The 23231-nt window shown below is 71.3% G+C and carries 26 protein-coding genes and 2 pseudogenes; 13 read left to right on the top strand and 15 right to left on the bottom strand.

Translation table 11 applies throughout. The features are described from left to right. Positions 1 to 468, bottom strand: a pseudogene (locus ACN28C_RS34130) (hypothetical protein); the annotation flags it as partial. 145 nt (positions 469 to 613) lie between these two features. After that, positions 614 to 1267, bottom strand: a complete 654-nt coding sequence (locus ACN28C_RS34125; protein WP_422771580.1) for a TetR/AcrR family transcriptional regulator — start codon at positions 1265 to 1267, stop codon at positions 614 to 616. A 128-nt stretch (positions 1268 to 1395) separates the two neighbouring features. Between ACN28C_RS34125 and ACN28C_RS34120 the strand changes: the two genes are divergently transcribed. Further along, positions 1396 to 1884 (top strand): cupin domain-containing protein, encoded by a 489-nt coding sequence (locus tag ACN28C_RS34120; protein WP_422771579.1) that lies wholly within the window; start codon positions 1396 to 1398, stop codon positions 1882 to 1884. A 221-nt stretch (positions 1885 to 2105) separates the two neighbouring features. Here ACN28C_RS34120 and ACN28C_RS34115 read toward each other — a convergent pair whose 3' ends face one another. Continuing rightward, positions 2106 to 2435 (bottom strand): hypothetical protein, encoded by a 330-nt coding sequence (locus ACN28C_RS34115; RefSeq protein WP_422771578.1) that lies wholly within the window; start codon positions 2433 to 2435, stop codon positions 2106 to 2108. Positions 2436 to 3009: 574 nt separating this feature from the next. Here ACN28C_RS34115 and ACN28C_RS34110 point away from each other — a divergent pair. The 3 genes from ACN28C_RS34110 to ACN28C_RS34100 all read left to right on the top strand — a co-directional run bounded on the left by ACN28C_RS34110 (position 3010) and on the right by ACN28C_RS34100 (position 4585). After that, entirely contained in the window at positions 3010 to 3918 is a 909-nt protein-coding gene (locus ACN28C_RS34110) for a helix-turn-helix domain-containing protein (protein WP_422771577.1), read from the top strand. A gap of 383 nt (positions 3919 to 4301) precedes the next feature. Next, on the top strand, positions 4302 to 4442 hold the full coding sequence (locus ACN28C_RS34105) for a hypothetical protein (RefSeq protein ID WP_422771576.1): 141 nt from the start codon (positions 4302 to 4304) through the stop codon (positions 4440 to 4442). Beyond that, positions 4439 to 4585: a DUF397 domain-containing protein gene (locus tag ACN28C_RS34100; protein ID WP_422771575.1), complete on the top strand. Its 147-nt coding sequence runs from the start codon at positions 4439 to 4441 to the stop codon at positions 4583 to 4585. The genes ACN28C_RS34105 and ACN28C_RS34100 overlap by 4 nt, the downstream gene beginning before the upstream one ends. A gap of 26 nt (positions 4586 to 4611) precedes the next feature. Here ACN28C_RS34100 and ACN28C_RS34095 read toward each other — a convergent pair whose 3' ends face one another. Together ACN28C_RS34095 and ACN28C_RS34090 are read right to left on the bottom strand one after the other, a co-directional pair. After that, a complete protein-coding gene (locus ACN28C_RS34095; protein ID WP_422771574.1) occupies positions 4612 to 5268 on the bottom strand; it encodes a PaaI family thioesterase in 657 nt (218 codons plus the stop codon). Between the two features lie 231 nt (positions 5269 to 5499). Next, positions 5500 to 6435: an NADP-dependent oxidoreductase gene (locus ACN28C_RS34090; protein ID WP_422771573.1), complete on the bottom strand. Its 936-nt coding sequence runs from the start codon at positions 6433 to 6435 to the stop codon at positions 5500 to 5502. Positions 6436 to 6541: 106 nt separating this feature from the next. Here ACN28C_RS34090 and ACN28C_RS34085 point away from each other — a divergent pair, with 106 nt between their 5' ends. The 3 genes from ACN28C_RS34085 to ACN28C_RS34075 are packed head-to-tail and all read left to right on the top strand — an operon-like array spanning position 6542 to position 11295. Then, entirely contained in the window at positions 6542 to 7702 is a 1161-nt protein-coding gene (locus ACN28C_RS34085; protein ID WP_422771572.1) for an AraC family transcriptional regulator, read from the top strand. Positions 7703 to 7744: 42 nt separating this feature from the next. Beyond that, positions 7745 to 9568: an ABC transporter ATP-binding protein gene (locus tag ACN28C_RS34080; RefSeq protein ID WP_422771571.1), complete on the top strand. Its 1824-nt coding sequence runs from the start codon at positions 7745 to 7747 to the stop codon at positions 9566 to 9568. Further along, on the top strand, positions 9565 to 11295 hold the full coding sequence (locus tag ACN28C_RS34075; RefSeq protein ID WP_422771570.1) for an ABC transporter ATP-binding protein: 1731 nt from the start codon (positions 9565 to 9567) through the stop codon (positions 11293 to 11295). The genes ACN28C_RS34080 and ACN28C_RS34075 overlap by 4 nt, the downstream gene beginning before the upstream one ends. 57 nt (positions 11296 to 11352) lie before the next feature. On the opposite strand, the gene ACN28C_RS34070 is transcribed toward ACN28C_RS34075, so the two are convergent. Continuing rightward, positions 11353 to 11724, bottom strand: coding sequence for a hypothetical protein (locus tag ACN28C_RS34070; RefSeq protein WP_422771569.1), 372 nt, complete (start codon positions 11722 to 11724; stop codon positions 11353 to 11355). Between the two features lie 254 nt (positions 11725 to 11978). On the opposite strand from ACN28C_RS34070, the gene ACN28C_RS34065 reads away from it, so the two are divergent. After that, positions 11979 to 12389, top strand: coding sequence for a VOC family protein (locus tag ACN28C_RS34065; protein WP_422771568.1), 411 nt, complete (start codon positions 11979 to 11981; stop codon positions 12387 to 12389). Positions 12390 to 12429: 40 nt separating this feature from the next. Beyond that, on the top strand, positions 12430 to 13254 hold the full coding sequence (locus ACN28C_RS34060; protein WP_422771567.1) for an Fpg/Nei family DNA glycosylase: 825 nt from the start codon (positions 12430 to 12432) through the stop codon (positions 13252 to 13254). 88 nt (positions 13255 to 13342) lie between these two features. Here ACN28C_RS34060 and ACN28C_RS34055 read toward each other — a convergent pair whose 3' ends face one another. From ACN28C_RS34055 to ACN28C_RS34045, 3 genes are read right to left on the bottom strand one after another with little or no spacing between them, the layout of a single operon-like run. Continuing rightward, a complete protein-coding gene (locus ACN28C_RS34055) occupies positions 13343 to 14035 on the bottom strand; it encodes an ABC transporter permease (RefSeq protein ID WP_422771566.1) in 693 nt (230 codons plus the stop codon). After that, a complete protein-coding gene (locus tag ACN28C_RS34050) occupies positions 14032 to 14949 on the bottom strand; it encodes an ABC transporter ATP-binding protein (RefSeq protein ID WP_422771565.1) in 918 nt (305 codons plus the stop codon). Before ACN28C_RS34050 ends, ACN28C_RS34055 begins: the two co-directional genes overlap by 4 nt. Further along, positions 14946 to 15305, bottom strand: coding sequence for a GntR family transcriptional regulator (locus ACN28C_RS34045; RefSeq protein WP_422771564.1), 360 nt, complete (start codon positions 15303 to 15305; stop codon positions 14946 to 14948). Before ACN28C_RS34045 ends, ACN28C_RS34050 begins: the two co-directional genes overlap by 4 nt. A gap of 197 nt (positions 15306 to 15502) precedes the next feature. Here ACN28C_RS34045 and ACN28C_RS34040 point away from each other — a divergent pair, with 197 nt between their 5' ends. Next, positions 15503 to 16774, top strand: a complete 1272-nt coding sequence (locus ACN28C_RS34040; RefSeq protein ID WP_422771563.1) for an ArsB/NhaD family transporter — start codon at positions 15503 to 15505, stop codon at positions 16772 to 16774. 49 nt (positions 16775 to 16823) lie between these two features. Here the strand turns inward: ACN28C_RS34040 and ACN28C_RS34035 are convergent, their stop codons facing one another. Next, a complete protein-coding gene (locus tag ACN28C_RS34035) occupies positions 16824 to 17417 on the bottom strand; it encodes a DUF1707 SHOCT-like domain-containing protein (RefSeq protein WP_422771562.1) in 594 nt (197 codons plus the stop codon). A gap of 99 nt (positions 17418 to 17516) precedes the next feature. Further along, complete coding sequence (locus ACN28C_RS34030) at positions 17517 to 18341, bottom strand: methyltransferase domain-containing protein (RefSeq protein ID WP_422771561.1); 825 nt, start codon at positions 18339 to 18341, stop codon at positions 17517 to 17519. Between the two features lie 112 nt (positions 18342 to 18453). Here ACN28C_RS34030 and ACN28C_RS34025 point away from each other — a divergent pair, with 112 nt between their 5' ends. Further along, positions 18454 to 18993: a TetR/AcrR family transcriptional regulator gene (locus ACN28C_RS34025; protein WP_422771560.1), complete on the top strand. Its 540-nt coding sequence runs from the start codon at positions 18454 to 18456 to the stop codon at positions 18991 to 18993. A gap of 15 nt (positions 18994 to 19008) precedes the next feature. Then, entirely contained in the window at positions 19009 to 19731 is a 723-nt protein-coding gene (locus ACN28C_RS34020) for a hypothetical protein (protein ID WP_422771559.1), read from the top strand. A gap of 326 nt (positions 19732 to 20057) precedes the next feature. Here ACN28C_RS34020 and ACN28C_RS34015 read toward each other — a convergent pair whose 3' ends face one another. Continuing rightward, a complete protein-coding gene (locus ACN28C_RS34015; RefSeq protein WP_422771558.1) occupies positions 20058 to 20534 on the bottom strand; it encodes a MarR family winged helix-turn-helix transcriptional regulator in 477 nt (158 codons plus the stop codon). Between the two features lie 63 nt (positions 20535 to 20597). Here ACN28C_RS34015 and ACN28C_RS34010 point away from each other — a divergent pair, with 63 nt between their 5' ends. Then, positions 20598 to 21035, top strand: coding sequence for a MarR family winged helix-turn-helix transcriptional regulator (locus tag ACN28C_RS34010; protein ID WP_422771557.1), 438 nt, complete (start codon positions 20598 to 20600; stop codon positions 21033 to 21035). An 81-nt stretch (positions 21036 to 21116) separates the two neighbouring features. Here the strand turns inward: ACN28C_RS34010 and ACN28C_RS34005 are convergent. From ACN28C_RS34005 to ACN28C_RS33995, 3 genes and pseudogenes are all read right to left on the bottom strand, one after another. Then, positions 21117 to 21257 (bottom strand): annotated as a pseudogene (locus tag ACN28C_RS34005) (transposase); the annotation flags it as partial. A gap of 160 nt (positions 21258 to 21417) precedes the next feature. Beyond that, positions 21418 to 22080 carry a uridine kinase gene (locus ACN28C_RS34000; RefSeq protein ID WP_422771556.1) on the bottom strand — a complete coding sequence of 221 codons (663 nt, stop codon included), beginning with the start codon at positions 22078 to 22080 and terminating at the stop codon, positions 21418 to 21420. A gap of 34 nt (positions 22081 to 22114) precedes the next feature. Continuing rightward, positions 22115 to 23197, bottom strand: coding sequence for a response regulator transcription factor (locus tag ACN28C_RS33995; protein WP_422771555.1), 1083 nt, complete (start codon positions 23195 to 23197; stop codon positions 22115 to 22117). Between the last annotated feature and the right edge of the window lie 34 nt (positions 23198 to 23231).

Here is a 23231-nt window from a genome sequence, read left to right as displayed (position 1 = left end):
GAACGCTACGGCGGCCACCCCGAAGACCAGGCTGAGCGTGGCGAGCATGCTGGCCCGGGGGCGCGGACCGCGGTCGACCACCACCCGCTCGGTGCCCTCGGGCGTACGCTCGCCGAGCCCTCGCTCGGGATCGGCGCTCCGGTCGTCCGTCGCGCGGGTGTCGGTGGTCGTCGCCGCGTCCGGCCGAGCCGGACGGGTCTCGGTCTCCGGGACGGTGGGGGAGGTCCCGGTGTCCCGGTCGGGGACCGTGGTGCGGCCCCGGTGGGGCGTCGTGCCGCCCGTCCGGTCGGTGTCGGCGACCGGGGCGGCGGTGGCGGTGGCCCCCTCGTCCCGGGCGTCGACGCGACCGTCGCGGTTGGTGTCCCGGACGTCCGGCTTCTCGCCGCCGGTGCCGGGGTTGTCGTCTCGGGCGTCGACGCGACCGTCGCGGTTCTTGTCCCGCGCGGGCGCCGGCTCCGAGTGGCGCATCAGTGATGGAATCCTGACCACAACACACCTCCTGATCCGTGCGTGGAGCCTCGACGTTGGCGCCTACGCAGCATTTGATCGGTGTACCCCGATACCCGTTCGGTGACACATGCCGGACGGACGGGCGGGCGCCGGGTGCACAGGTTCAGTGGGGTAGCAGCGCGCGGCGCATGGTGGCGGCCAGCCAGCCGGTGAAGTCCCGTTCGGACCAGCCACATTCGTGCACCAGGGTGGCGTAGTGCGCCGGGTCGTTGCAGAGCCAGAGGACGTCGATCGCGCGGTCCGGATCGAGGTCGGGGGTGAGCGGTCCGAGGTCGCGGGCGTGCGTGAGCACCATCGTGGCACCGGCCCGCCGGTTGCGCAGCAGTGTCCGCCACAGCTCGGCCATCTCGGGGGCGTCGTCCGCAGCCCGCCGTACGGTCTCGAAGAGCCGGGCGGCCCGGCCGCCGATCAGCACGCACACCTCGGCGTAGGCGTCGAAGACCCCGGCCGGGGTGGTGGCGTCCCAGACGGGCCGGAACCAGGGCCGGTCGGCGACGGCGACCGGCTCGTCGTCGCCGGCGAGCGCCTGGTCGAGGGCCTCACGTAGCAGGGCCGGCTTGGAGCCGAAGGCGGCGAAGACGGTCGGCCGGGAGACCCCGGCGGCCTCCGCGATCTCGGCGAGCGAGGTCGCGGCGTACCCGCGTGCGACGAACATCTCGCCGGCCGCCGCGACGATCGCCTGCCGGGTACGCCGGGCCGCCTCCGCGCGGACCGGGGACTGGTAACGCCGCCTGGGTCTGGGGTTGACACCGCTCATGACTTCGTCATACTAGCTGCATATTCACTATACTGTGAGTATCTCGAATTTGGCCGGGAACGCTCGCCCCACGCGCGGCGGCGTGCCGGTCGCCGGGTGCGGGCGACGAGACAGGGGAGGCGGCAGCAATGACCCAGACAGGCATCCGTCCATTCATCCGCCGGGAGACCGAGGGCGAGGCTATGTGGTTTCTCGGCAGCCTGGTCACGGTCAAGGCGAACAGTGCGGAGACCGGTGACCGGGTCACCGTCGTGGAGTTCGTCAACCCGCCCGGCTTCGCGCCGCCGCTGCACCGGCACCTCTCCGAGGACGAGATGTTCTACGTGCTCTCCGGCACCGTCGAGTTCCGCTGCGACGGCGAGGTGTTCCCTGCCGGCCCCGGCGACTTCGTCCTGCTGCCGGCGGGCCTGGCACACACCTTCCTGGTCGGCCCCCACGAGCCGCTGCGTACCCTGCAGATCACCGCACCCTCCGGCTTCGAGCGGTTCGCCGCCGACGTCGGCGAGCCGGCCCGGGAGCGACGCCTGCCGGACCCCGGGCCGGTCGATCCCGCCGCCCTCGGACACGCCGCCGCCCGGCACGGCATCGAGCTACTTGGCCCACCCCCAACGCACTGACGCCGCACGAACGGCGTTCCCGTCGAATCGTCCGGCGGAGGCATCCCGTCGCCGGCACTATCCGACGACTGCGCGGTTCGAGCCCGTTCTCGCCCGAACGGGCCGCCGTACCCGCCTGCGGGGCGATAAACTCGACCTGTCGAAACTTTCGGTGCCGGAGTGTAAGGAAGGGCCCTTCTTATCTTTTCTGGATAAGAAGGGCCCTTCCTTACACTCCGGCTTCATCTTGCGACGACAGGAGCGCGGTTCGGCATCCGCGTGGGGCGCCGGCTGAGGTCCGGGCCCCGGTTCGAGGTGGCGGGCGCGCGTTTCGGTTCCCTCGGTCGAGGGCGGACCGGCCGTAGGCCGGCGAGTTGTACGTAGATCTCTCGGCGCTCGACGGCCTCGCCGACTTCGTCCAAGGTGTAGCCGGTGAGCCAGCACCAACCGTGATAGGTGGGTTTTTCGCTCACCCGGGTCACCCGGAACAGCAGCGCCCGCCCACCGCCGAACTGTACGCTCGCCGCCGCCCCGACGTAGACCACCATTCCGGGGCGGGGTGGCTCGAACATCAGGGGACCGGGATGAGAAAGCCTGGACCGTTCGGGTCGAGTCGCACCCAGCAGTTGGCGGGATCGCCGCAGACTGGGCACCGTCCGAACCGGTCGGGACTGTGTGAGTCTGCTAACAGATAGCTGTTGACCAGGATGTCCGCCGACGTGTACGGCGGGGGCTCGGCGGCGCGATCGGTCCAGGCGATGAAACGATTGTGTAACCAACCGGCCGGAACATGCCGCAGATCCTCGGCGGCGTTGACGAGATGGTGGGCGAGGTAGTACCTGAGGGAGACGATGCTGCCGGCGAACTCCGCACGGAGCTGCCGTCTTCGGGCGGCGCACGGCCAGTCGTTCCCACACTCCGTGCAGGTCCACAGGGGAGCGGTCGGGTCGTGGTCCCGCATTTCCGTTCCCCCAGCTTCGGTCGTCAGAGGTTCGGCTGCCATGCGATCGATGCTTTACTACAGCGCGGAACAATGCAATATTACGTGTTGACTGAACGATTTCCCTCTGACGATCTGTAATTACTGGAATCACGGAGAGTATACAACGGACATTACATACCGAGTGAAATGTTCGCTCGAAGGTAATGCCGGAGAGGGGGACTGTAGTGCAGGCAGGGGTGGACTCCACCGTTCCTCGCAGGGAGCTCGGACGGCATCTACGCCAGCTCCGTGAGGAGGCGCGGCTCACCATCAGGGTGGTGTCGGAGGCGCTGGAGTGGTCGATGCCGAAGATCTGGCGCATCGAGAGCGGGGCGACCAGTATGCGCTCACTGGACGTCGAGGCGATGTGCCGGATATACGGTGCGTCACCAGAAATGACCGAGGCCCTGACCGGGCTTGCCAAGGAAACCCGGGGACGCGGCTGGTGGCACTCCTACGGTGCCGCCATCCCCCAGTGGTTCGAGTTGTACGCCGGACTGGAGGCCGCCGCCAGTCGTCTTCGAATGTACGAGCCCCAGTTCGTTCCGGGGTTGCTGCAAACTCCGGCCTACGCCACGGAGTTCGTGCGGATCGGCAGTCCCGAACTCGGCCCGGCCGAACGCGAGCGGATGGTCGAGGTCGAGCTCGGACGGCAGGCGATCCTCAGCCGGCAGCGGGGTCCGCTTCCACAGCTCGACGTGATCCTCGACGAGGCGGTGTTGCGTCGCGCCGCGGGCAGCGGGTCGATGATGAGCGAACAGTTGCGACACCTGGTGACCGTCAGCGAACAACCGAATATTTCGGTGCGGGTGCTGCCGTTCTCCATCGGGCTCCACCGCGCCGAACACGCCAATGGCGGGTTTGCCATCCTGGAGTTCCCCACCGACGGCCTCGGGCGTAGGACCGAGCCGCCGATCGTCTACAGCGGTGGCTTGACCGGAGCCATCTACCTCGAGCAGCCGCACGAGGTGGACAGTCATGCCGCCGTCTGGTCTGACATAGAGGCGCTCAGCCTCACCGAAGACCTGTCCCGGAAGTTCATCACGTCGATCGCCGAAGAGTACGGCGGGTAACGATCTGAGGTCGCCGCCAGGCCACGAGGGCGCCTGTCGGCGGGAAAGAATGAGAGCAGTGCCAACCTGCGGTACGTCGCCGGTGTGGGGAGACAGCGGCGGCGGACCGTACGGAATGCGGGGGAACGGGGGACGGGGTCGGCGCGGGTGGCACTCGCGCCCGGGAGACGTGGGTTCGTGCCCGAGCGGCGGTTCGCAGACCCGCGCGGCAGAGCACCACGACCGGACCGGACCCGACCGGACCCGACCCGACCGGACCCGACCCGACCCGACCCGACAGGATCTACCGGGCCGAGCGTGCCATTGGTGGCTTTGCGGTCCTGGGGTTTCCCGATGACGGGTTCGGCCGTCGGACCGAGCCACCGATCGTCCACAGCGAAGATTTGACCGGCGCGCTGTACCCGGAAAAGTCGCACGAGGTGGAAGCGCGTCTGGCCGTCTCGGGAGATATTGAGGAAGTTGGCTTGACCGAGGCGCAATCACGAAAGCTGATCGCGTCGATCGCGGAGGAGATTCCGGCATGACGGTCGAGCTGTCCCGGGCGGACTGGCGTACGAGCGGCCGAAGCGGAGGTGGCAACTGCGTGGAGGTGGCGGGCAACCTGGTGGGGGTCGTCGGGGTGCGGGACAGCAGGGACACGGACGGTCCCGTGCTGGCGTCCAGGTGAGCGCGGCGGTGTGGGCGGTGGGCGGACTACCCGGTGGTGTGGGGGGCGGGCAGGGCGATCCAGGTGGCTCGGGCGCGGGCCAGTTCGGCGCCGTCCGGGGCGTACAGGGTGGTGTGCACCAGGGCCTTGCGGCCCTCGGCGGCGACGAGGGCGCCGCGGAGCACGCAGCGCTCGCCGGGGGCGGGGAGCCGGTCCAGGCGTACGGCGATCCGGCCCAGCACGTACGGGCGGTCGGCACCGATCACCGCCCAGCCGCCGGGACAGTCCAGGGCGGCCCAGACGGTGGCGGGCGAGACGTCCGGCGGGACGCTCCACGGGGCGGCGGTGCTGCCGTCGGCGAGTCGGCCGGGAAAGATGCCCAACCCGTCGCTCCGGTCGGGGCCGCAGACATAGCAGGTCGGGAAGGGGTGGGCGGTGAAACCGGGGTACGCCTCGGCGGCCTCGACCGCCTCCGCGTACCCGATCGGTGGGACCGCCGTCTCGACCTCGGCCCCCGGGGCGACCTCGGCCACGACGCTGCCGTCCTCGGTGCGGACCTGGCAGTCGAGCAGCGACAGCGGGGTGTCCAGTGGCGGCGGCATCCGCAGCGTCACCTCGCAGGTGCCGCCGTGCGCGAAGAGGCCGGCGGAGTAGCCGCCGTTGCCGGAACCGGGCGGCCCGTTGAAGCGGGCGGGGATGAGCATCGGTCCGCCTTTCCCGAGGTGGGGCCCGGCTCGCGGACCGGCTGGCAGGACCACCACCGTACGCCGGGGCGCCCGCCGGGCGCCCCGCAGGGCGGGACTGGCCCGGCTACCAGGGAACGGCGGCGGTGGCGGTACGAGCGGCGGACGGTCGTCGCAGGTGAGGGTGATCGGCAGCAGCCACGGCGCGAGCCGGCCTCCGGTGGTGCCGCCGCCGTCGCCCCGGATGTCGGTTCATGCGGCATGCGCCGGGATCAGGAGGATTTTGCCCCGAAGTCGGCCGGCCTCCGCATCCCCGTGCAGCAGGGCCAACTCGGCCAGCGGCCTGGTGCCGGCGACATCCACCCGCACGATGCCGGCATCCACCAGCCCGACCAGTTCACCGAGCTGGCCGGGATCGTTGCGGACCACGAACTGCGTCGTCCGGATCGGCCCGTCGGCCGGCACCCCGATCGGGATGGTGGCGGAGACCAGGACGCCGCCCGGCCGGACCAGTGGCACCAGGGCCGCTGCCTCACGCGCTCCGATCGGCACGAGGTTGAGCAACGCGTCGACCGGCCCGTCCAGCGCCTCCGCCAGCGGCGTCGCCGTGTAGTCGACGATTCGGTCCGCGCCGAGCCGGCGTACCGGGGCGGCACTGCGCGGGCTGGCGGTCGCGATGACGTACGCCCCGGCGTGCCGGGCGAGCTGTACGGCGAACCCGCCGACGCCGCCACCCGCCCCGTTGACCAGTAGCCGTGCCCCGGGGGCGAGCCCGGCGTGTTCGTACACCGCCTGCCAGGCGGTGAGTCCGGCGACCGGCAGGGCGGCGGCGTGTGTGAGGGGGATCGTGCGGGGCGCCGGCACGACGGTGCCGGCCGCCGCTACGACGTACTCGGCGGCGGTGCCGCCGGTGTCGACCCGACCGACGACCCGGTCCCCGACGGCCGGGGTCCGCACGCCGGCGCCGACCTCGATGACCGTCCCGGCCACGTCCCACCCCAGGGTGTACGGCAACTCCAGCGCGAAGACGGATCGCAGCAGCCCTCGGCGCAGGCCGATCTCCGACGGGTTGAACGACGCGGCAGCCACCTCGATCAGTACCTCCCCGGCACCGGGAACCGGGCGGGGCACCTCGTCATAGCGGATCACCGACGGCTCGCCGTACTCGTGAATTCGTGCGGCTCTCATGATCAGCAACCTATGGCGCCGGGCATGAGACGGCCTATGTTTTCCGGTCCTCGTTTCATACGCCTCCGTCTCGGGTGAGTACCCTCCGCGCGGATATCGTGGCCCGGTGGACGTGCTGAGCGACGTCATCGCGGTGATGCGGACCGGACGGCCGAGATCGGCCCGACTGGCCTGGCAGGCGCCGTGGGCCCAGCACTTCGGCCCGGTGCCCGGAGCCGCCGGCTTCCAGGTGATCCTGCGCGGGCCCTGCTGGCTGATCCGCCCGGAGACCGAGCCGGTGCCGCTCGGCGCCGGTGACGTGCTCTTCCTGTCGCACGGGCGCGGACACACCCTCGCCGACAGCCCGTCGACCCGGCCGACCGGGCCCGGCTGCGATCCGACCGACCTCCGGTCCCGCGCCCGGTACGCCATTTCTCCCGCCGTCGTCTCTCCCGCCGTCGGCCGTGTCACCGACCGTGCCGCCGCTTTCGCCTCCGTTCCCGCCGTCGACGTTCCGGCCGTCGATGTTCCGGCCGTCGGCGTTCCGGCCGTCGGCGTTCCGGCCGTCGGCGGCGGAGTGCCGGCGGCGGAGGCGTCGGTCGGCGTGACGGTGACGCTCTGCGGAGCGTACGAACTCGACCCGGCCGGCACCCATCCGCTGCTGGCGGCCCTGCCAGATCTGATCCACCTTCCCGCGCACCTCGGGCGGTACCCCGAACTGCGGTCCACCGTGGACCTGCTCGCCGCCGAACTCGCGTCCCCGCGCCTCGGCACCGACGCCATCGTGCCCGCACTACTCGACACGCTGCTGCTCTACACACTGCGGGCCTGGTACGACCGGGCACCGCAGCCCGGCGACGGTCCCGGCTGGGCGGCAGCGCTACGCGACCCGGTCACCGGCGCGGCACTGCGGGCGATCCACCGCGACCCGGCACACCCCTGGACCGTCGCGGCCCTGGCCGCCGAGGCCGGACTCTCCCGGGCGCCGTTCGCGCGCCGGTTCACCGCGCTACTCGGTCAGCCGCCGCTGGCCTATCTGACCTGGTGGCGGATGACCACCGCCGCCCGGCTGCTCCGGGAGTCCGACACGCCCCTGACCACCATCGCGGGGCGGGTCGGCTACGCCTCGGAGTTCGCCCTCGGTGCCGCGTTCAAGCGCCGGTACGGCATCGCGCCCGGCCGGTACCGGCGGACCAGGTCCCGGCACGGGGAGAGTCCGGAACACCGCCATGTCGGGACGCTACCGACGACGCACCCGGGCCGCCCGTTGCCTCCGCACCCTTCCTGAAATGGGTAGGTGCGTCATGGACGGCGTCGGTAGCCTGACTCCGTGTCCCCGCAGCTCCCGCACCCTGACCCGGGTGTACCGGATACGCGGGGGCCGATCCGCTACATCTGGTGGCTGGTGCGCAGCCAACCGCTGCGCGTGCTGCGGGGCAGCCTGGTCGGCACGGCCTGGATGGTCGCGCTCTCGCTACGGCCCTACCTCATCTCCCGGGCGGTCGACGACGGGCTGCGCACCGGCGACACCGGGGCGCTGCTGCTCTGGACGGCTGCGATCGTCGTCGCCGGGCTGGGGCTGGCCCAGCTCGGCATCATGCGGCACCGCACCATGACCTTCATCCGGGAGGACGCGAGCGCACGCTCCGCAGGCGTACTGCTGCGGCAGCTCTCCCGGATCGGCGCCGTACTGCCGCGCAAGCTCGCCGCCGGCGAGGTCGCCACCGTCGGCGGCTCCGACATCGTCAACACCTCGGGGGTGCTGACGATGACCGGCCCGGGGGTCGGCGCGATCGTCGCGTACGGGGTCGTCGCGGTCGTGCTCTGGTCGATCTCGCCGCTCCTCGCGCTCTGCGTGCTACTCGGCGTGCCTGCGGTGACCGTCATCGTCGGCCCGCTGCTGCGCCGGCTGGACCGGGTCGAGTCCGCCTACCGGCACCGGCAGGGCCAGCTCACCACCCGGGCCGGGGACATCGTCGCCGGGTTGCGGGTGCTCGCCGGGGTCGGCGGGCGGGACCTCTTCGCCCACCGGTACGCGGCCCGCTCCCAGGAACTGCTGGCCGAGGGCTACCGGGTCGGCGCGGTCCGGAGCTGGATCGACGCGCTGACGGTGGCGATCCCGGCGGGCTTTCTCGCCGCCGTGGTCTGGCTGGCCGCCCGGATGGCGGTCAGCGGCGAGATCACCGTCGGTCAGCTCGTGGCCGTCTACGGGTACGTCGCGGTCCTGATCGTGCCGGTCTGGTTCATGCTGGAGGCGAGCTACCAGCTCATCCGGGGCCGGGTCGCGGCCCGCCGGATCATCGCCCTGCTGAAGCTCACTCCGGACGACGTGCTGACTCCGGACGACGTGCAGGGCTCGGACGACGTGCTCACTCCGGGCGACAGGCGGACTCCGGGCGACGTAGCCGGCGGCGGGGACCAACCGGCTCCGACCCGCCTCGCCGACCTGCACGACCCGGAGACCGGGCTCACCGTCCCCGGCGGCCGGCTGACCGCGGTCGCCGCCGCCGATCCCGCCGAGGCGGTCGCCCTGGCCGACCGGCTCGGCCGGTACGTCGCCAGCCGGGCGAGCTGGGGCGGGGTGCCGCTGACCGCGATCGCACTGCCCGAGCTGCGCTCCCGGATCCTCGTCGCCGACCACGACTCCTACCTCTTCGCCGGGACCCTGCGGGAGATCCTGCACGGTGCCGGGCGGCGGGACGAGACCGAGATCCTGGCCGGGCTGCGGGTCGCCTCGGCCGACGACGTCGTCGAGGCGCTGCCCGACGGCCTCGACACGGCGATCGACACCCGGGCCCGCCGTCTCTCCGGCGGCCAGCGGCAGCGGGTACGCCTGGCCCGGGCGATGCTCGCCGAGCCCGAGGTGCTGATCCTGATCGACCCGACCTCGGCGGTGGACGCGCACACCGAGGCGCGGATCGCGCAACGGCTCCGGGCGGCCCGGGCCGGGCGGACCACCCTGCTGCTCGCCACCTCGCCGCTGCTGCTCGCCGCCGCCGACCGGGTGGCGCACCTGCGAGACGGCCGGATCGTCGCCACCGGCAGCCACACCGAGCTGCTCGAAGCCGACCCGGACTACCGGGCACTGGTCTCCCGGGACGGCGAACCGGTCGCGGCCGGCGGCCCTGCCGACGGTGAGGGGGTGCTGCGGTGACCGGACTGCCGGTGGCGGACCTGGCCGCCGTACGCCGGGCGGCGCTGGGCCTGATCGCCCGGGACCGCCGGACGGTCGCCGCCATCCTGGCGCTGCACGTCGCCGCCACCGCCACCGGACTCGCCGCGCCGTGGCTGGTGGGGGTCATCGTCGACCGGGTGGTGGCCGGTGCCGGGGCCGGCGCGATCGACGGGCTGGCGATGGCGATCGCCGGCTGTGTGCTGGGGCAGGCGTTGCTCGCCCGGTACGCCCAGTACGCCGGCCACCGGTTCGGGGAGCGCGCGGTGGCTCGGCTGCGCGAGGAGTTCGTCCGGCGGACCCTGGCCCTGCCGGTCGCCGTGGTCGAACGGGCCGGCACCGGAGACCTCGCCACCCGCAGCGCGGTCGACGTCGGCACGGTCGGCATCACGGTCCGCCAGGTGGTGCCGGTGGTGGTGATCGCCACGGCGCAACTGACCCTGCTCTTCGGGGCGATCTTCCTGCTGCATCCGCTGCTCGGCCTGGCGGCGCTGGCCGGGCTTCCCTCGATCCTCCTGGTGACCCGCTGGTATCTGCGCCGGGCCTCGCCGGCCTATCTCGCCGAGGGCGCCGCCACGGCGGAGCTGACCGACACGCTGACCACCACCGCCGAGGGGGCCCGGACGGTGGAGGCGCTCCGGCTCACCGGCGCACGCGTCGCGCACGGCCGGGAGCGGATCCGCCGGGTCTGGGCGACCCGGCGGCGTACCCTCGGGTTGCGGTCGGTCTTCTTCCCCGTGGTGGAGTCGAGCTACGCGCTGCCGATCGCGGCGGTGCTGCTCGTCGGCGGCCTCGGTCTCGACAGTGGACTGGTGAGCATCGGTGAGGTGGTCGCCGCCGCGCTCTACGCGCAACAGGCGAGCGGTCCGCTGGACCAGCTCCTGATCTGGCTGGAGCAGGCGCAGCGCGGTCTCGCCTCGTTCGCCCGGGTGCTCGGGGTCGGCCAGGTTCCGCCGGAACCCCGGGGCGGGGCGTCCGCGCCGGCCGGGCCCCAGCTCGCGGTCTGCGGAGCGCGCTTCGGCTACGCCGACGGCCGGGACGTGCTGCACGGCATCGACCTGACGGTCCGGCCCGGCGAACGGCTGGCGATCGTCGGGCCGTCAGGGGCTGGCAAGTCGACCCTGGCGCGGCTGCTGGCCGGAATCGACCGCCCCCGGAGCGGCGAGGTGACCGTCGGCGGCTGCCCGGTTACCGACCTCGACCCGGCGGAACGGCGCCGCCGGATCGCCCTGGTCACCCAGGAGCACCATGTCTTCCTCGGCTCGCTGCGGGACAATCTCGCCTTCGCCGCCCCGGAGGCCACCGACGCCCAGATGCGCTCCGCGCTGGTGGCGGTCGGCGCCGACTGGTACGCCGAACTGCCCGACGGGCTCGACACGGCGCTCGGCGACGGGGCGCGGGAGCTCAGTGCCGCCGACGCGCAGCAACTCGCCCTGGCCCGGCTCGTCCTGGCCGACCCGCACACGCTGATCCTCGACGAGGCGACGGCCGCGCTGGACCCGAGCACGGCCCGGCGTACCGAGCGGGCGCTGGCCGCGGTGCTCACCGGGCGTACGGTGATCGCGATCGCGCACCGGTTGAACACCGCGCACGACGCGGATCGGGTGGCGGTGATGGAGGAGGGCCGGATCACGGAACTGGGCAGCCACGACGAGCTGATCCGGGCCGGCGGCGCCTACGCCGCGCTCTGGTGCTCCTGGCACGGCTGACGCGCGCCCTGCGGGGCGGGCCCGCAACGGCGTCCCGGCGGTCGTGGCCTCTACCGGTCACGGGGTCTCCCGGCCGCCGGCGGCGTCCTGTTCGGCGAGCCAGCGGGCGTGGGTCTCCCACGCCGACTGCTTGCTGGTGGCGAGGGCGGCGCCGATCTGCGTCCAGGAGGCTCCGGCCGCGCGGGCGGTCCGAACCGTCAGCTGCCGGCCATAGCTCGCCTTGCGCACGATCACTTCGCTCAGGGCGAGGAGCTCCAGCGCCTCCTCTCTGGACAGTGGTCGGGCCTCCGGGTCGTCACGCTCGTCGAGCGGCTCCTGGGGCGGCTCGTCGGCCGGCGGGGCGAGCGATTCGCGCAGTCGGAGCTGGTCATAGCGGGCGGACGCGGTCAGCAGGGTGAACCGGCGCTCCAGTTCGTCGGGGCTCGTCATACCGGCAGCTTGCTCGTCAGATCACCCTGACGTCAAGTTGACTTGACGGGCGCGGTCCGCTGGGATCTGGGCCGTGGCCGTCCGGGCAGTTTGCTCCACCGGATCGGGTTGTCGGTGACGTAATCCGGGCCGTGGCCGGAAGCCGATTCGCCGGTTGTCTCGTTAGGTCTCGACGACGACCTTTACCAGGACCACGACGGACGCCGTCGAGAAGCGGGACAGGCGTCCTGCCGGCCGAATCAGGAGGAACGACGGTGCCCACTCGACTCAACCCCTATCTGAACTTCGACGGCAATGCCCGGGAGGCGATGGAGTTCTACCAGCGCGTGTTCGGGGGCCAGCTCGCGATGAACACGTTCGGCGAATTCGGCACCGAGGGCGAGCAGGCCGACAAGATCATGCACGCCCAGCTCGAAACCGACAACGGGTTCACCCTGATGGGTTCCGACGTGCCACCCGAGATGGAGTACACCCGCGGCACCACCATGACGGTCAGCCTGAGCGGGGACGACGCCGACGAGCTGCACGGCTACTGGACCGAGCTCTCCGACGGCGGCATCGTCTCGGTGCCGCTGGAGCGGCAGATGTGGGGCGACGAATTCGGTGCCTGCGTCGACCGGTTCGGCACCCCCTGGATGGTCAACATCTCGCAGCCCGCCGGCTGACGGCCGGGAGCGGGGCCGCCACGATCTATGCTTGACGACCATGCCCGAGGGTCACACGGTGCACCGGCTGGCCGCCCGGCACCGGGAGCTGTTCGGCGGCGAGAAGGTGCAGGCCAGCAGCCCGCAGGGGCGGTTCGCCGAGGGGGCCGCGCTGCTCTCCGGCGCCGTACTCGCGCAGACCGAGGCGTACGGCAAGCACCTGCTGCACCACTACGAGGGTGGGCAGGTGCTGCACGTACACCTGGGGCTCTACGGGAAGTTCGCGGACGGGGACGGTGAGCCGCCGGCGCCGGTCGGCCAGGTCCGGTTGCGGCTCTGCACCGACCTGCACTGGCTCGACCTGCGCGGCCCGACCGCCTGCGAGCTGCTGTCGCCGCCCGAGATCGACGCGCTGCGGGCCCGGCTCGGGGCCGACCCGCTGCGCGCCGACGCCGACCCGGACGCGGCGTACGCCCGGATCCGGCGCAGCCCCACCCCGCTCTTCGCGCTCCTGCTCGACCAGTCGATCGTCGCCGGCACCGGTCTGATCTTCGTCACCGAGGCACTGTTCCGGGCCGGCCTCCCGCCCACCACCCCCGGTCGGGACCTCGTCCCGGTGGGCTGGCGCCGGATCTGGGCGGACCTGGTGGAGTTGATGGGCGTCGCCGTCGGCACGGGGCGGATCGACACCGTGCACCCGCACCACCTGCCCGAGGCGATGGGCCGGCCGCCCCGGATCGACCGGCACGGCGGCGAGGTGTACGTCTACCGCCGCGCCGCCCTGCCGTGCCACGTCTGCGGCACCGAGATCCTCCGGGCCGACCTGGTGGGCCGCAATGTCTACTGGTGCCCCCGCTGCCAGCCGGCGCCCCGCCGTCGGCGCTGAGCAGGAGTTAGGAGTTAGGAGTTAGGAGTTAGGAAGGGCCCCCGCTACAACAGAAAGCGATAAGCGGGGGCCCTTCCTTTCGCGTCCGTCAGGGCGTGACCCGCCGCAGCGTCAGATACCCCGCCCCGCCGAAGAGCGCGGTGAAGAGCGCCGGCCAGCCGACGAACCAGGCCACCTGCGGCTGGTCGACCAGCCAGCGCCCGATGGCGGGCCAGAGTTCCTGCCAGGTGAGGAGCACGGCGAGCCCGGCCAGCCCGAGCAGGGTGGCGGTGGTGAGCAGCCACATCCCGGTGAGCCCGAACCGCTTGTAGAAGACCGCGACGAAGATGCCGAGGAAGCCGAGCAGGACGAACGGCATCGTGTAGAACGCGATCCGGAGCAGCGGGTGCAGGTCGTCGACGAAGTTCAGGCCGAAGAACTGTAGGTGGATGCCCCAGCCGCCGGTGGCTTCCTCGACGAGTTGGCAGAGGAAGAGCAGGATGCCGAAGACGACGGACTGCACGACCAGCAGCAGGGCGGAGGCCAGATAGAAGGTCCGCCGGATCACGCTCAGCGCCATGCTGAACGGCAGGAGCTGAGTGATCCAGTTGATGCTGGTGACGAAGACGACGATGTAGATCGAGACGAGCGCGCCGGTGGTGTAGTTGCCCTCCGTGTCGCCGATGGTCCAGAAGACGACGTAGTTGACGGCGAAGACCATCGTGAGCAGCAGCCAGGGCCAGCCCACGGTGTTCTGCCAGCCGACGAGCTGCACCCGGGTGACGGTCAGCACGCGGTTCATCGGGGGGTCTCCTTCCGGGAGGCGGAGGGCGCGTCGCCGGACCTTTGCCCTGCGGTGGTGAGCCGTACGACGATCTCCTGGAGCGAGACCGGCTCCAGGTCGAGTCCGAGCGTCTTCGCGCGGGCGTGGTCGGCGGGGCCGAAGGTGCCGCGCAGGGTCACCCGGGTGTAGCGGCCGAGGGTCTCGCGGTGCAGTTCCTCGGTGCCGGCCGCGAACTCGCCGACCGGGTCGGCCGGCCCGGCGACGGTGACCACCTGGCCGCGCAGCGCCTCGGCGGTGGTGTCCAGCAGCATCCGCCCCTGGTCGAGCAGGAGCACGTTTTCGAGCAGCTCGCCGACCTCGTCGATGAGGTGGGTGGAGAGCACGATGGTGCGGGGATGCTCGGCGTAGTCGGTGAGCAGGTGGTCGTAGAAGAGGTGCCGGGCGACGGCGTCGAGACCGAGGTACGGCTCGTCGAAGAGGGTCAGTGGGGCGCGGGAGGCGAGTCCGATGATGATGCCGAGCATGGAGTGCATGCCTCGGGAGAGCTTGCGGACGTGCCGGTTGAGCGGCAGTCGGAAGTCCGCGAGCAGGGTCCGCGCGAAGTCCTCGTCCCAGCCGGGGAAGAGCAGCCGGGCCGAGGTCAGGGCGTGCCGCACCTTGAAGTACTGCGGATAGGTCTGGCTCTCCTTGATGAAGCAGACCCGGGACATGACGGTCTCGTTCTCGTACGGCGGCCTTCCGAAGACGGTCAGCTCGCCCGAGCTGGGGAGGAGCTGACCGGTCATGATCTGCATCAGCGTGGTCTTGCCGGCCCCGTTCCGACCGAGCAGACCGTGGATCTTGTCCTGTTCCAGGGCGAAGCCGATGTCGTCCAGGGCGGTGACGTCCCGGAACCGCTTCGCGAGGTGCGCGGCGGTCACCACCGTGCTCATCGTTCCTCCTCCCACCGGTCGATCATGTGCTTGAGCTCGTCGACGTCGATGCCGAGTTTGTGCGCCTCGGCGAGCAGCGGTTGCAGGTACTGCCGGGCGAACTCCTCGCGGCGGCGGTCCCGCAGTTTCGCGCGGGCGCCGGTGGCGACGAACATGCCGATACCTCGCTTCTTGTAGAGAATCCCGTCGTCGACCAGTTGGTTGACGCCCTTGCCCGCGGTCGCCGGATTGATCCGGTGGAACGCCGCCAGCTCGTTGGTGGAGGGCACCTGCCCCTCCTCGACGAGCGTGCCGTCGATGATCGAGTTTTCGATCATCTCGGCGATCTGGAGGAAGATCGGCCGCCCGTCGTCCATCAGCCGGACCCGTCCGCCGACCGCCGCGCCCGGGGCACCGGGCCGGCCGCGCCGCGCTTCGTGGGTTCATTACTCATGTAGCTAACCATCCAACCAGTGCGGTCCGATGTCAAGGCCCGGTCGGTGGAGGTTGCCCGGACCACACCCCGGATCGCCCGCAGTGCGGCGCACCGCGCGGCGCCCTACGCTGCCGGCTGATGCCGACCATCACCGCCGCGACGCTGCTGGCGGCGGTACTCGGATTCGCCGTACTACGCCCGCGCCGGCTGCCGGAGGCCGTCGCCGCGATACCGGCGGCCCTCCTGGTGCTCGCCGCCGGCCTCGTGCCATGGTCGGCGGCAGGGGCAGAGCTGGCGACGCTGGCGCCGACGGTCGGGTTCCTCGCCGCGATCCTCGTGCTGGCACACCTCGCCGACGCCTGGCAGGTCTTCGCCTACGCCGGTGCGGTCGCGGCCCGGTTCGCCCGGGGCGGCAGCGGGCGACACCCGGCCAGCAGGCTGCTCGCGGTGGTGTTCGGCATCGCCGCGACGGTGACGGCGGTGCTCAGCCTGGACGCCACCGTGGTGCTACTCACCCCGGTCGTGCTCGCCACCGCCACCGCCACGGGGGTACGCGCCCGGCCACACGTCTACGCCTGCGCTCACCTGGCCAACTCGGCGTCCCTGCTGCTGCCGGTCTCGAACCTCACCAACCTGCTGGCCTTCGCCGCCAGCGGTCTGACCTTCGCCGGGTTCGCCGCCACGATGGCGCTGCCCTGGCTGGCGGTGATCGCCGTCGAGTACCTGGTCTTCCGGTGGTTCTTCGGCGCCGACCTGGCCGCCCCGGCAGGGCCGGGATCGGCCGTCGAGGTGCCGCCGCCCCGGTACGCTCTCGGTGTACTCGCGGCGACGCTCGGCGGGTTCGTCGCGGCCGAGCCGCTGCACGTACACCCGGGCTGGGTTGCCGGTGCCGGGGCGCTGCTGCTGGCCGTACCGCTGGTCGTCCGCACCCCGCCGGCCGGCCGGCTGCGGGCCACCGGCCGGATCGCCGCCGAGACGCAGCCGCTCTTCTGCCTCTTCGTCCTCGCGCTCGGGGTCGTGGTGCTCGCGGTGCGCCGGCAGGGCCTCGACGACCTCGCCGGCCGGCTCGCCCCGGACCGGGCCGACCTGCTGGGGCTGCTGGCGGTCGCGGCGCTCGCCGCCATCCTGGCCAACCTGGTGAACAACCTGCCGGCCACCCTCGTGCTGCTGCCGGCGGTCACGCACTCGCCCGGCCTGGTGCTGGCCGTGCTGATCGGGGTCAACGTCGGCCCCAACCTCTACTATGTCGGCTCGCTGGCCACGCTGCTCTGGCGGCGCATCCTGCACCTGCGCCGCGAGCCGCCGGAGACCGGCACCTTCCTGCGGCTCGGCGCGCTCACCGCGCCCACCGGCATCGTCGCCGGGGTGGTCGCGCTCTGGGTCGCGCTGCACCTGACCCGGATGGCGTAGCTTGCCGATCCGGGAAATACGGCCGGTCGGCCCGGTGCCGGGTCCGGCGTCAGCGCTGGTGTGGTGGGCGCACGGTGACCGAGCCGAAGACGACCCGGGAGCGGACCTCCAGCACCGGCGCGCCGGACGGGGCACTGCCCCGGAGCTTGGACTCCTTGCTGCCGAAGATCGCCGTGCCGGTGAGCCGTACCTCCACGCCCTCCGGCACGAAGATCGTCACCGATCCGAAGATCGCGGTCGCGTCGATCGAGATCACCGGCTGCGAGAGCTGGGCGTCCTGCAACTCGATGTGGCAGTCGCCGAAGACCGCCTGCGCCTCCAGCCGGGCCGGCACCGGCCAGCGCCCCTTGCGGGACTCGTTGCCGAAGATGGCGACCAGGCGCTCCGGGGCCGGCTCCAGCCCGGTCGCACCGGACCGGCGCGCCGGCAGCGGGGCGGGGGTCGGGTCGGTCGGCAGGTCGTCGGTGAGCCGGGCCAACTCGCCCCGGGTCGTGGCGGCGTACGCGGCGGCCGCCCGGTCGGCGTACTCGTCGAGGGTCAGCCGTCCCTCGGCCGCCGCCGTGCCGAGCAGCTCGACGACCTGCTCACGCTCGCGGTCGGAGACCCGGAGCCGGTCCGCGTCGTCCGAGGGTACGAGTTCCATGGCGACACAGCCTAGTGCCGTGTCCACGCCGGTGGTCCCACCGGAACGGTACGAGTGGCGACCGTCGCGCCTCTCGGTCCGTCGGTCTCCCTGTCTTTGTCAGGGCTGGAAGTCCGTCCGAACAGCGGTGAGGCCCCAGGTGGCGTACGGCAGCGTGACGCCACCTCCGAGCTGGTCGACCGCCGCGCCCACGGCCGCCAGCACCTCCGCCACCCGGTCCGGCGGCATGCTGGTGAGGCCGCCCGAGGTCGGCACCAGGGCCAGGAACTCGTCGCGGGTGTACGAGCGTTTCCAGTCGTACCGCCACAGCTCGGGTTCGCCGAACCCGCCCGCCTCGCGGATCCCGTCGGCGGCCCTGGCGTACAGCGCCTGGTACGAGTCCAGGATCGAGCTCCCCGACCGGCCGTCGAGGTTGATCGGTGAGTCGGGTGCCACGCGCCGGAACGCCGTGGCGAGGGCCTCCGCCACGGTGGGCGGCAGCTGGTACACGTGCCCAAATGGTGCCAGTACACCGCCCGGCCGCAGGATCCGCGCCGCTTTCGCCGCCCCGGCGACCGGGTCGACCCAGTGCCAGGCCGTGCCGGAGACGACCGCGTCGAAGATGCGGCCGGCCGGATCCCACGCCTCGAAGGTCGCGACCTCGACCTCAAGGCCGGTTTCCCGCGCGAAGTCGGCCATCCGTGGGTCGGGCTCGACGCCGAGCACCGTGCAGCCGGCGGCCAGGAACTGACGGGCTTCGATGCCGGTGCCGCAGCCGACGTCGAGCACGTCCGCGCCGGGACTGGCGGTCGTGATCCGCGTGATCATGGCGTCGGGGTACGGCGGCCGGTTCCGGTCGTACCGTTCCGGATCGATCCCGAACGACTCCGCCATCCGACGGTGCAGGTGCGGTTCCGGTGTGGGAGAGGGCGGTATAGTGACCATGTGCCCACTCTAGTGGGCGCTCGCCCATTCGGGCAATGGAGTCGAGGAGAGGATGCCGTTGCCGACCGGTGTAGCGCTGCGAGACCCACGCCGACAACTCTTCGACGCCGCCGTGCGGGTGCTGGTCCGGGACGGCGTCACCGGCCTGACCAGTCGGGCGGTCACCGCGGAGGCGGACGTCGCCAAGGGGGTCCTGCATCGCCACTTCGCCGACTTCGACGCCTTTCTCACCGAACTGGTGCTGGACCGCATCGCGGGAATCGAGGCTCAGGCTGCCGCCCTGCGGGACTTGGCCGGGACCGGCGGTGTCGCCGACAACCTGACCCGTGCCCTGATGACACTCTTCGAGCCGGTCATGGTGGCGATCGTGGTCCTCGTGATCGCCCGTGACGAGCTACGCGCGCGGCTGCGCATGGCCGGCACTGCCCGGTTCCCGCTCGTCGGCGAGGGAGCGGCCATGATCGCCGGCTACCTGAGGGCCGAGCGCGACCAGGGCCGGATCGCGCCCGACGCCGACGTCGACACGCTCGCGCCCACCCTGATCGGCGCCGCGCACCTGCTGTTCACCGAACGGAACGACAGCCCGCCCGAGCCTGCCGCCGTCCGCAATGTCGTGACCACGGTTCTGGCCAGCGCCACGCGAGCACTGTGATCCCAGAGCCGAAACGTGACGGCCGAGGATCAGCTCATCGGCATGGGCGCCAGCGGTAGTGACGAGCGCATCGCGGCTATGAGAGTGAGCCGTTGGGCGCCGGCCAGCCGTGGCGACGGCCGTATGGATACTGTCACCGTGCATACGTCTTGGACCCACATCGGGCGGCTCTGGACGAACGGCGAACCGTACCTCGCCGTCGACGCCGCCGTTCGCCATTCTTGGCGCGGCATGAGCAACGATGAGTACGACCGGATTGTCGGCATGACCCCCGAGGAGACCAGCATCGCCGTCGCCGGCTCCACCGCTCTCCTTGTCGGGGCTGACGGGGTCGTGCGTGACGACAGCTGGATGGAGGTGTTCGAGTCTGCGGAGGGCGCCTTGGCGATAGTCCAGGCCTCGGGCCCTGACTATCGCAGAGCCCTCGAATCGGCGCTGAACCATCCATCAACCAGCGATGATGTCGGTGACGCCCTCAGCATCCCCAGCGGCGACCTCGCAATCTTCAGCGCCGCCCTCGACGGAGTAGGCGAGCACGCGATGCCGCTGTCGCCGCCTCAGCCAGGCCCGTCGCCGGCTGATCATGGACCTCCGTCACGGGAGCCGGACACGGGACTGCTCCTGCCAGCTTGCGGCAACGGATACACGCTCAGAGTCAGGTGGTACACCGAAATTGACGACCAGAGCTGCTTCGCCCGATGGCTGCTCCTCCCGACACACCACCGCCAACCCACATGACGCTCAACCACATGTACGCGCCTTGGTGCGACCGACACCGGGGAGCAGCGCCCGCCGTCCACATCGACTTCGATGACGAGCGGATCGCGACTACCTGAGTACACGCTGACGATCGCCGGGTATCCACGACTTACCCGGTGACGGAACACCTTGGCGATGAGATCGAGCAGGCACCGTGGCCGTGAACTGCCTACGTTCGGCGCTGATCCAGCTGTGGTCATCTCCGCGGCCGGGCAGTTGCGCCTTGCGCGATCGGATGTTCGTAGTTGGCCCGTGCTGCGGCCGGCAGGAGTCTGTTCTGCGGGCGGGCGGTGCGGCCGGGAGAGTCAGGTAACCGATGGGTTCCGTGGCCAGGCGTCGACGAAGCGCTCCAAGAGCTCGGCGAGCGTGCGCGATTCCTCTGCGGTGAACTCGGCGAGAGCCTCTGCCACGCCTCGTCGACGCCGCTCATGGATGCTGGCGACGAACTCTTTGCCCAGTGCGGTGAGGCGGATCAGGACGTACCGCGAGTCGCCCGGCGCCGGCTCCCGCTCGATGTACCCCTCAATGATCAACTCTGTGGTCAGCCGGCTGGCGCGCGGCCGGTCCACCCCGATCGCATCGGCGACTTCCGAGATCGACAAGGCCGTACGGCGGCCGTCGAGGGCATCGAGGTAGCGATAGCGGGCGGCGTTCGTGGCAGATGCCGCGGCGGGATCGCCCTGCGCGGCCCGACGCTGGAGGCGGCGTGCCTGGTGATCCCGTCGGATCCGGACGAGGGCCATGGCGATGACCTCATCTGGTCCGCGCTCCTCCGCCGTCATGTCGACCAGGCTACAACAGTTGTAACTTGACAACTTAATTGACGTTCCTGTTGCATCGGTTGCATGAATACAACTGATGGTGGGCGTCGCCAACCCCCGATCGGCTACGCCCTGCGCAAGCTCGACCGCCTGATCGAGGAACGGTTCGAACATACTCTCGGCAAGCGTGGCGTCACCCGCCGCCAATGGCAGCTCCTGAACGCCCTCGTCGACGGCGGCCACTCCTCGGCGGCACTCGACGATACGTTGGCGCCGTTCCTCGACCGGGCGGCCGGTGAGTCCGTCCAGCAGCACATCGATCCGCTGATGCAGCAGGGACTCGTTCACCACGACGGCGACGCCTTCACCCTCACCGACGCCGGACGCGGCCTTCTCCGAAGCCTGGCGACCGATGTTCAGGCCCTACGCGAGCTCACCGCCGCCGGCCTCGACGAGCGGCAGTACGAACAAACGATCGCCAACCTCCAGACCATGATCCATAATCTGGAGGGTGCGCGATGAGCGAGACGGATCAGTCCTGAGCCGTCCACTCCATCGGGGGTCTGTCAAGTTTTTGGTGTAACTGAGGTGAAATAGCTACTTGCGTCCGGTCCCGGTGGGGTCCAGGGACATCACCGCCAGGTATACGCATTTGAGGGCGGCCTGTTCGTTCGGGAAGTGGCCACGGGCGCGGCCCGCCTTGCGGATGCGGGCGTTGACGCTCTCGATCGCGTCTGGTGTGGCCCGCGATCGTGCGGATCTCACCGGCCCACAGCCCGAGGAAGTCCCGGTGGTCAGCGGTCTCGGTGCGGATGCCGTTGCGGGAGTTCCCGCTGCCGTCGCCGCCCGGGTCGTGCCGGTCGTAGCCGAGGTAGTCGGTGATTTCGCCCTCCCGGGCCCCTCCTCATGGGCGCATGATGCGTGGTGCGCCGAGGTCCCGATTGTCGATGTGGACATCGGCCCGATGCTGTGGATGGCACACGTCGAAGTAGATGCGTTGGGCATCTGTGTAGCGACGAACGCCGGGGTGCTCCGGGTCGGGCGGTGTCCCGTCGCGCGCCGCCATGCGTCGTGCTGTCTCAGCGAAGGGCACGTCCAGGAAGACCGTCAGGTCCCAGGCCGTGACCAGCTCGTCGCGGTGTAGGAAGAGCCCGTCGACGACGAGTACGGCGGCGGGCGGCGCCACGAGCGGTTCCGGGTCCAGCGGGGTGTCGGTGGCGAGGTCGAGCGCGGCCTTCCGGTAAAGCCGGGTTCCGCCGGGGCCGAAGGGATCGAGGACGTCGGCGCGGAATCTCGGATAGTCGAAGGCGTGCCGCCAGAATCCTTCCGGCGATTCCCGTCCCCGCTGATATCGGACCGCGCGAGGATTGTGGAAGCTGTCGAGGGAGATTCGGACGACGGGGCGGCCGGACGCGCGAAGTTCGGCGGCGAGTTCGTCTGCGAACGTGCTCTTCCCGGATCCGTCCGGCCCATCGATCCCCACACGTGTGCAGAGGTCGTCGCGGGGACCGGGTAGGAGGCCGGTTACCCGGCGGATGACCTCGCGCCGTTCGGCTGAAGTGATCATCCGACGAGCGTTTCGTGCTGACGCATTGGCCGCTTCACACCGTTTCGGGTGGGGTGGCGGCGAACAGCTGTGCGACCAGTTGGCGGCGGCTGCGCACGGAGGTCTTGGCGAAGATGGCCTTCAGGTGGTCCTGGACCGTCAGGTTGGTCAGCGAGAGGATGCGGGCGATGTCGCTGGTGCTCCGGCCGCGGACCACGTGCAGGGCCACCTCCTGTTCCCGGGGCGTCAGGCCGTAACCGATGAGTGCGATGGGGACGACCTCCGCCGGCGCCGCGACGGTGGCGACCACGCATATCCGGCCGTCGCGCCGGCCGTCGCGCCGGCCGTCGAGCAGAGACGCGTGCACGACGAGCCAGGTGCCGCGTTCACTGCGCACCCTGGCGCGGGCCACCTCCATCCGTCGCGCCCGCCCGGCGACGACGAGAAAGGAGGCGGGCACGTCGAGTTCGGGCTGGTCCGCGTTCAGCTCGGCGATGAGTGCCTCTGCCGACGGGTCGGCGGCCAGGAGCTCGTTGCGCGGGCCGAGCACGGCCGCCGCCGGGAACCGCTCGGCGTCCGGGTCGGGGCCGGGAGCAGGGCTGTGCAGGCCACGCAGGGCGGCGCCGAGTTGCCGGGCTATCTGACGGGCGATCCGGAGTTCGTGTGGTGTGTAGGGACCCCGGTCGGCCGCCCGCATGAACGCCGCGCATCCCCAGCGTCCACCCTGGGCGTCGAAGTTCGCCCGCAGCTCGTCGCCGAACCCGGCGGGCTGGAGCTGTTCTCGGTAGCGGATGCTCTGGGCGACGTGGCCCTGGGTAGCGTGGCTCAGGGCGTCCGCCGACTGGCCGCTACCTCGGATCTTGGCGAACGTCGCCACGTCGTCACAACCGAACTCGAGGTGCGCCGCCTGGGCGAACCCGCGCGGGTCCAGCCCGTCGGGGTGGATGGTGGTGATGAGACCCGTCACGTGGTCGTTCAGATGCCAGCAGGCCGCGTCGAACCCGAGCGCGTCGCGGAGCAGTTCGGTGCACTGCCCGAACAGGTCGGTCGAGGTGGGACGGGCTGTGGTGATGTCGGTGAGCGCCATCACCACCCGCTGGTGGATCTGCTTCCCGTGGACCTGGCGGCGGACGACCACGCGGCAACGTTACCGCCGATCCGTGCGGCATCGT

The organism is Plantactinospora sp. WMMC1484, from assembly GCF_049315195.1.
Lineage (GTDB): Bacteria > Actinomycetota > Actinomycetes > Mycobacteriales > Micromonosporaceae > Plantactinospora.
This window is presented reverse-complemented; position numbering and strand designations above follow the sequence as displayed.